General features: G+C 36.4%; 6 protein-coding genes. 5 read left to right on the top strand and 1 reads right to left on the bottom strand.

Annotated features, from left to right (window positions below; genetic code table 11):
* Positions 1-422: 422 nt before the first annotated feature.
* Positions 423-1,364 carry a TIR domain-containing protein gene (locus tag RUMCAL_RS01740; RefSeq protein WP_021680711.1) on the top strand — a complete coding sequence of 314 codons (942 nt, stop codon included), beginning with the start codon at positions 423-425 and terminating at the stop codon, positions 1,362-1,364.
* A 393-nt stretch (positions 1,365-1,757) separates the two neighbouring features.
* Here RUMCAL_RS01740 and RUMCAL_RS01735 read toward each other — a convergent pair whose 3' ends face one another.
* Positions 1,758-2,972, bottom strand: coding sequence for an IS110 family RNA-guided transposase (locus tag RUMCAL_RS01735; RefSeq protein WP_021680709.1), 1,215 nt, complete (start codon positions 2,970-2,972; stop codon positions 1,758-1,760).
* A 292-nt stretch (positions 2,973-3,264) separates the two neighbouring features.
* Here RUMCAL_RS01735 and RUMCAL_RS01730 point away from each other — a divergent pair, with 292 nt between their 5' ends.
* The 4 genes from RUMCAL_RS01730 to RUMCAL_RS16125 form a co-directional block, all read left to right on the top strand.
* Complete coding sequence (locus RUMCAL_RS01730; RefSeq protein ID WP_021680708.1) at positions 3,265-3,999, top strand: LytR/AlgR family response regulator transcription factor; 735 nt, start codon at positions 3,265-3,267, stop codon at positions 3,997-3,999.
* Positions 3,996-5,279, top strand: coding sequence for a sensor histidine kinase (locus RUMCAL_RS01725; RefSeq protein WP_021680707.1), 1,284 nt, complete (start codon positions 3,996-3,998; stop codon positions 5,277-5,279). Before RUMCAL_RS01730 ends, RUMCAL_RS01725 begins: the two co-directional genes overlap by 4 nt.
* A 138-nt stretch (positions 5,280-5,417) precedes the next feature.
* Entirely contained in the window at positions 5,418-6,974 is a 1,557-nt protein-coding gene (locus RUMCAL_RS14285) for a leucine-rich repeat protein (protein ID WP_051343597.1), read from the top strand.
* 200 nt (positions 6,975-7,174) lie between these two features.
* A partial coding sequence (locus RUMCAL_RS16125) for a hypothetical protein (protein ID WP_207636432.1) occupies positions 7,175-7,386 on the top strand: 212 nt, incomplete at its 3' end.

Genomic DNA, 7,386 nt, shown 5'->3' with positions numbered 1-7,386 from the left:
AATCTTTGTCTAACTTTTTGGGGTCAGTTCAAAGCCCGTAATTTCGAGGATTTTGTATTATTTGTAGCGTAGGTTACACACCACATAACTGCACTGCACAAATGATACAATTGTGCAGTGCTTTCTTTTTGGAAAAATGCCGAAAATGCGTGGCTTTTTCAACTTTATTAATCAAAAACAGCCTGCTGGAGAGCGTTTTCCTGGCAGGCTGTTTGCGTTTCTGAAACAACAAAAAAACGATAGGGTAAAATAAAACGGTAGGTCGAGGCTATCGTTTTTTTGTTAAAAGCAATATTTTGATAGAAACACAACAGATTAATGCAGCTTAAATTATCGAAAAATTCGAAAATAGTATTGCTATTTACGAAAAGATGCTGTATACTTATATTAGATGCTAAATTTTCCATAAAGGGAGAGAAAAAATGAGTTACAAATTATTTTTAAGTCATTCTTCTAAAGATGAGAAAGTCGTTAATGCATTTGTTTCGTTTATGTACAAAATTGGACTTATAGAGAAAGATATTGTTTGTTCTTCTGTACCAGAAACAAAAATTGCAATAGGAAATGATATTTATGCATATCTAAATCAGCTGATTTCTGATGAAAATATATATGCGATTTACTTTTTATCTGATAATTATTACGCAAGCCCTGTATGTCTAAATGAAATGGGAGCTGTTTGGTTACGGAAGGCAGATAGTTTAAGTATTTTGCTTCCAGGATTTGATTTTAATGATGTACAAGGCGTTGTAGAAAGAAATAAAGTTGGAATAAAACTAGGAACTTGTGATAACATGACAAAAGCAGCTTTTAATGAGTTTCTTAAGATATTAAATGACAAATTTGGTATTCATCCTAATCAGACGCATTGGGAGAATGCTAGAGATGAGTTTTTGAATTTGACTTTAGAAAATAATCGAAAATTTAATATGGCTTTTGCAAGAAGTTATTGTATTGATGATTTGGAGAATGATGGTTGTAAGATCATTAAAAAGGAATCTAATCAAGAAAAAATAACTGCTATAATAAATTTTGAAAAAACAGAAAGTAAATTATGTAGCATTGTTGTATTTGCTGAAAAACGAAATTTTACAAATTATATTGCAAATGATAGAAACTTGTGCTTTGAAGCTTATATATCTGAAGGAATAACTTTTTTGGACATTGAAATTTGCCTTAATGGCATTGACGTTTCCTACGAGATTTATTTAAATGAGGATTTGAGAGAATTCAAAATTCCGCTTGCTCAATTCCAAAGTACTTTTATGTTTTGGAAAGATGTTTCTGAATTGAAATTTGTGTTTCATAGGAAAAACTTTAGCGGTGAAAGAAAAGTTATAATTGAAAATCTTCGTATCGAATAAACAAATAATTGAATTAATCTTATAAAAATGATCTGCTATGAAAGTGTTTCTAACAGGTCGTTTTTGTATATAATATTATAAGTAGTATATTTTTGATAAAGTTTGGATTCGACAAAATAAAAAATATGTTTTTATTTTAGAATTTCTGATTGAAAAGCTTTTAGTCCCCTTGCTTTTTAAGATTTTTTATGGTATTATGGAAGCAAAGACCTGCAAATAAAAGTCAACCCCTAAAATTAAAAAAACAGAAAAAATTTTCTGAAAGAAAAAAGGACACGACAAAAAGACTGCCTGAGCAGCCTAAAAAATTTTTAGCGGGTCGGCAACCTTGACAGAACATCATAAAAATGCTCTGTATGTCGTGCCGACGGTAAGGAACGCATGAATAGACAATTATGTCATCTGTTCTGAGACATTCAAAACTTCTTTTACTCTTGCATAATAGATACGCAGGAATTTGTTTGCAGCTGCATTTATGTATGAGTAATAGTGCTTGCCTTCAGATTTCTTTTTAATGAGAAAATCATAAACAGGATTGTCCTGCGGCTTAGTTTGCAGAAGCACCTGCATAATGATGAACAATGTTCGTCTGAGAGCTCCGGAACCTTTCTTTGTCATCGGATTTGATCTGGTAGTTTTCTGACCTGAATCGTTATTCTCGCTGTCATAGCCAAAATAAGCAGTAATTGCTTTTCTGCTGTGAAAACGTCTTGGATCTCCTATTTCAGCCATAAGCTGAGGACCTACAGCTTTTCCGACACCATACATGTTCATTACAGTATCATATTCAGGAAGCTTAGAAGCAACACGGTTCATTTCAGACTGTATGGCATGACAGTTCTCCGTAGCAGAAATAAGCATTTTTGCCGCTTGTACAACAGAGAAAACGATTGCTTTATCAGAAGAAACGCTGCTGACACAATCCTTTGCAAAAGCGTATATTTTCTCGCATGATGATTCTGTGAAGTGATATGAGTTTTGATCGGACCACTTCTTGTATTTCTTTGCAAAAGCCTTTATGGTAAGCTTGGAAATCATGTCACAGTGAGAAAATTCCAATACAAAGTCCACCCACTTCTCGTGACCATCAGATTCTCTGGAAGGTGATGTGAACAGCTTGTTGATTCCAGGGAAAGTAAGGTCAAGCAACGAAATCAGATTATTATTCATCATGGTTTTCAGCTTTATTGACTGCTGATATTGTCTGTTCAGCAGTTTTAAGGATTTTCTCAAATCTTCCTGAGGAGTATATTCCTTCAGGTCAAGCCAGTAAGTTAACGCATATGAAGCGATTTTTACCGAATCCTTCTTATCCGTTTTTGGCTTTCTTAACGTGTTTCCACCGAAGTCACTGATTAACACAGGATTGACTACGGAAACAAATATATTTTGTTCGTGGAGGTAGCGGGCAATGGATTCAAAATAGTTTCCTGTTGCCTCCATGACAACCTTTGTCTCACCGGGGAGCTTCTTGATTAAATCAGCTAATGCTCTTAAATCACTTCCGGTGTGAGCAACATCAAAAGGCGAAACCACAACCTCACCATAAGGGCGAAGTACAGCAACTGTACTTTTACCTTTGGAAACATCAATACCTATTGCGTTCATAATATTTTACCTCTCTTGATTTGATATTGTAATCGGGCAAACCATGCTTTACTCATTACCTATTCAATCTGTTTGGTGACACGAACGCACAGTATTCTGTGGCCCAACCTGCATAAACCGAACGCTATAATGAAAGCATGGATGACTGTCTTTGCTACGGGCGCTTTGTCCCAAGGAGTGATACGTCAGTCCAATCACTGCTTTCAGTATAGCTTAAGTAACAAATGCGTGTAAACCCTTACCGGCTTGTAAGGTGTTACCCGACTAATTATATTGTAACAGGGGTGATTACATGATTCGAATTGCAATTATAGATGATGCTGTCGAAATAGGAACACAACTCGAAACGATTTTGATTGAAATTACAACCAATAAAGGCATTGCAATTGATATCGATATCTATTACAGCGGGAAAGAACTATGTGAGCATCTACAAAACGGTGAATTCTACGATTTGATTTTTCTGGATATTGAAATGCCTGAATTTACTGGTATTGATGTTAGTAAAATGATTCGAGACAACTTAAAAAACGATGCCACACAAATTGCGTATATCTCAGGAAATAAGGAGTATGCCATTGAAATTTTTGAATATGATCCACTTTATTTTGTGCATAAACCGATTAACAAAGAAAAAATTGAAAAGGTATTTGAACGCTTGATTCATCGATTGCATTTACAAGCCGATGCATTTACATACAAAACAGGACATAACATTGTGAAAATACCGATCAAAGATATTATATATTTTGAGAGTGAGGATCACCAGATCATCATACACTACTACACTCAGAACGAATATCATAAAGATAGCTTTTATGGCTTGTTGGATCATGTGCAAAAACAATTAAAATCTTTTCAGTTTTTACGTATTCACAAAACATATCTAGTTCATCACTTATATGTGCGTAAATATGCCTATGATAAAGTATATCTATCTACAGGAATTGAACTGCCAATCGCACAGTCAAAACGAAAAGAGATCAGAGCAGAACAATTTGCTATCAATCGAAAGGAGTCCGTATGAGTTTATCCAACTACGATATTGTATACGCTTGTTCGGAATTATTTTCCATCTATATTATTTATTATTTTTTTCAATCGCTTTTTGGAACACAGATACGAAACAAGGTAATTACAATTAGCGTTTATGCATTATATTTTGTATTGACAATTGGGATTCATTTCGTTGCAAACATTCCTTTTTTGAATCTGATTTTCACGATAATCTCACTTTTTTCTATCTCATTATGCTATAATACCACTTTTCCAAAACGCTTGCTTGCAATATTAGAATATATTGTTTTAGGATTTGCCGTGGAATTAATTGTATCTGTGGTTACAAAAAATGCCTATATAGAACCACTTCAAAGATATGAATATGAAAATGAGATCGGAATCTTTTTATCTCGTATGGTAATCTTTTGGATTGTGTTGCTATTAGGATATTTTTCGCATCACAGAAATGAGCAAAAGATTCTTCCAATATGGACAATGTTTGTTTCTCCGTGCATACCAATTCTGACAATTGGCATAGAATTGCTGTTTACGACTGTTTCTGGAGTGACAGCACAATCGGTCACAGTTTCCATGATTCTCTTATTTATCATCAATATCGTAGTATTTTTTCTGTATGAATCACTGTCAATTGCATATGCACGGGCTGCAAAAGCAACAGTGGCAGAGCAAGAAAAAAATTACTACCAGAACCAGTGTCAGCTGATGCAGAATGCAGTGGAAGACACCAGAAGATTTCACCATGACATTTCCAATCATTTTTCTATTGTAGAAGCTTTTCTTGAAGGTCGCAAAACCAACGAGGCTTCACAATATCTACAAGAGTTGATACAGAAAGAAGAAAAAAAGTCTGTACTGTACTCTACTTCAGGAAATATTGTGGTAGACAGCATTATCAATTACAAGTTAAGATCTATTTCTGATTGGAATGTTGCTGTAACCGTAGACATTGTTATACCAACAGAACTTCCCATAGAAATTGTAGACCTTTCCACAATTTTGACAAATCTGTTGGACAATGCAGTACAGGCACTTCAAAAAACTGACGGAAAACGTGAGTTGAAAATCGCAATGACTTATCGAAAGGGTATGCTCTTTATTGCTGTAAAAAATACCTATCCAGGAAAGGTTCATTATGAAAATGGCGAAATCGTAACAACAAAAGAAGATACAGAATCACATGGATATGGATTGAAAAATGTAGAATCAGCAGCTGAAAAATATGATGGAATCTGTCAACTCCATCATAATGATGTCTATTTTAATGCTGAGGTGGCTCTGTATTTGTAAAAAAGCATGGCTGCAAAATAAAAACAAAATATGAAAAACTGTAAGTTTCGTCGAAAACACTGTAAGTTTCGTAGACTTCTCGCACAGGTACTTTTTTTATGGTATCATAAATATAATTTTAATGAGGAGGAAGTTTTTATGAAGAAAAAAGTTCTGAGTCTGCTCACTGCTGCAATGATGAGCGGCACCTGCTTTTTTGTCGGTGCGGAGCAAATTTGTGCAGCGGAGTATCCTTCTTTTACATTGCGGTTAAATCAGCATACTGGAAACGCAGAGTTTATGGAGGATGAAACCGATAAAAAGGTGGTCTTTACGGCTACTTGCTTAAAGTATTCCGGAAGCGATGTAGAACTGGTTGATGCCAAAACAAACGAAGTAGTCGCAAAAATGCTGGATGACGGCAACTTCGACGTTAGTGGAGATGACCTGGAAAATGATAGAACCTGGTCTGCTGTGCTGTCGTTTGAGAATGCGGCAGTTGGTTCTTATTCTTATTATGCTCGCCTGACAGATGCTGATGGGACAGTTTCTACCACAAAAACCTTTTCTGTCGTAATTTATGATGCGGTATCGGATGCTGATGCCGAAAGAATGGCAGAAATCGCACAAAAGGTAGGCGCACTGTCCAGCGATACCACATTTCAGAATGCAGATCAGGAAACCAGAAAGCAAATGGCGGACGCACTGTTTGATCAGCTGATTGCAGAGGGATATGTAAAAGAAAACTCTGTGAACTATGATGCGGAAAAGCATTGGTATGCCTATCAGTGTGAGGGCGTCGGTGGATTTTCTGATGTGACGTGTTATCTGGACATTGCTGTCAAAGACCCTGATCAAGTATCTACTGGTATTGCAACAGCTACATCGGCATTCACCTATGTCAACCATGGAGATTCAATTGAGATCACCGGCTTTGACAATTCCATTTCTGATGTTGTAATTCCCTCTGAGATCGAAGGACTTCCAGTTACTGCAATTTCTGTCGGAGCATTTTATCTCTCTGCAATTACATCTATTGAAATCCCAAATACAGTAACTTCCATTGGTGAAATGGCGTTTTTGGGCTGTACTTCTTTGAAGTCTGTGAAACTTTCAACTGGAGTTGCAAAAATTGATAAAAATGCGTTTGGCTCTTGCAGTGCATTGCAGGAGATTCAGGTTGCGAAAGATAATCCCAATTTTTCTAGTCTAAATGGAGTTCTGTATTCCAAGAAGCAAGATACACTCATAATCTATCCGGCAGCAAAGACAGATGCTGCATATATCATTCCAAGCGGTGTTACATCTGTTGCAATGTATGCTTTTTCCGAGAATCCTTATCTGGAGACCCTTACAATTCCGAATTCCCTGATTAAGGTGGGAGATTCCGCATTTTATAACTGCAAAAATCTGCGTGCAGTTTCCTATAACGGAACGGAAGAAGAGTGGAATCAGATTACCATTGGTCTGCTGAATGAAAAGCTAACAGGAGCCACTATTCAGTATCAGGAGCGAATCATTGGGGATGTTAATGCAGACGGTGCATTTACAATTTCTGATGTTGTACTGCTGCAAAAATGGCTGTTGTCTGTTCCAGACACACAGCTTGCAGACTGGAAAGCGGCAGATTTCAATGGAGATCAAACTTTGAATGTATTTGACCTTTGCCAGATGCGTTATAATTTGTTAAAACAGGAAGAGGACTCCAAACGGTAAAAGCCGGAAATTTCAAAACAATACAATTAAGCATACGGCATCTACAAAATGTAGATGCTGTATCCTTCCGGTTTGAAATGATGCAGCATCTAGGCGAATTTGTGCTTCTCAAAATAGCTGTTCCAATTTGGATGAAACTGTTCCAATCATCCTAAAATCCGCTTATGGTGTATTTTTACGCCGGAAGGATGCAGCATCAGATGGAACCTATCATTAAAATAAACTTTTCCACGCAGAATCGATTCCAGCACTTCCCTTTCACATCTGTATGCTTGCATCTTTTCATGAAAATTGTCCGTTCTAATGATTCTCCATTCCTTTCATTTTTCGGGGCAAGTTCAACATTAACACTGTTGGACTTGCCCCTTTTTTTTGTCCTCAAGCAGCATACAATCCGGCGAAATGACCGGTT

It is taken from the genome of Ruminococcus callidus ATCC 27760 (assembly GCF_000468015.1).
In the GTDB taxonomy this organism is placed as follows: domain Bacteria; phylum Bacillota; class Clostridia; order Oscillospirales; family Ruminococcaceae; genus Ruminococcus_C; species Ruminococcus_C callidus.
Note: the sequence above shows the minus strand (reverse complement) of the source record. Positions and strands in the feature narration are given on the sequence as shown.